The sequence below is a fragment of the Alkalibacterium sp. m-11 genome (assembly GCF_054658155.1).
Window position 1 is genome coordinate 1 of record NZ_BAAGIR010000395.1, and the last position, 380, is coordinate 380.

At 43.2% G+C, this 380-nt stretch carries 1 protein-coding gene; it reads left to right on the top strand.

The features are described from left to right. Positions 1–160: 160 nt before the first annotated feature. On the top strand, positions 161–380 hold a 220-nt coding region (locus tag ACYQ2O_RS12935; protein ID WP_459796803.1), incomplete at its 3' end, for a hypothetical protein.

Genomic DNA, 380 nt, shown 5'->3' on the forward strand with positions numbered 1-380 from the left:
TCGAAGTCGGTTATGCGTACATTGGTCAGCGAGTGACCCTCAAATACACGGCAGATCTGAGCCGCTTTTACCTCTATGAAAAAGATCAGCTTCACCCGGTTGAACCGGTCGATAAAATCAGCAACAGCCAGATCAAGCGCAAGCAGTATCGGATGACAGATTGAGAATAATCGTTTCGAAATCATCACTCATTGGAGACAGATTGAAACGTGCGCCTGTAATTCCTTTCGAAGAGCCAGGCTCTCCAGCTGCACGTATGTGTCAAGACTTTGGCGGAAACTTTTTTTCTAGAGATGGTAACTCTTCAATTTTAATATTAAAATGGCTCATTCTGTGTGTTTCATTACCCAAACATTTTCTTCAGTTGTCCCATTGGACTT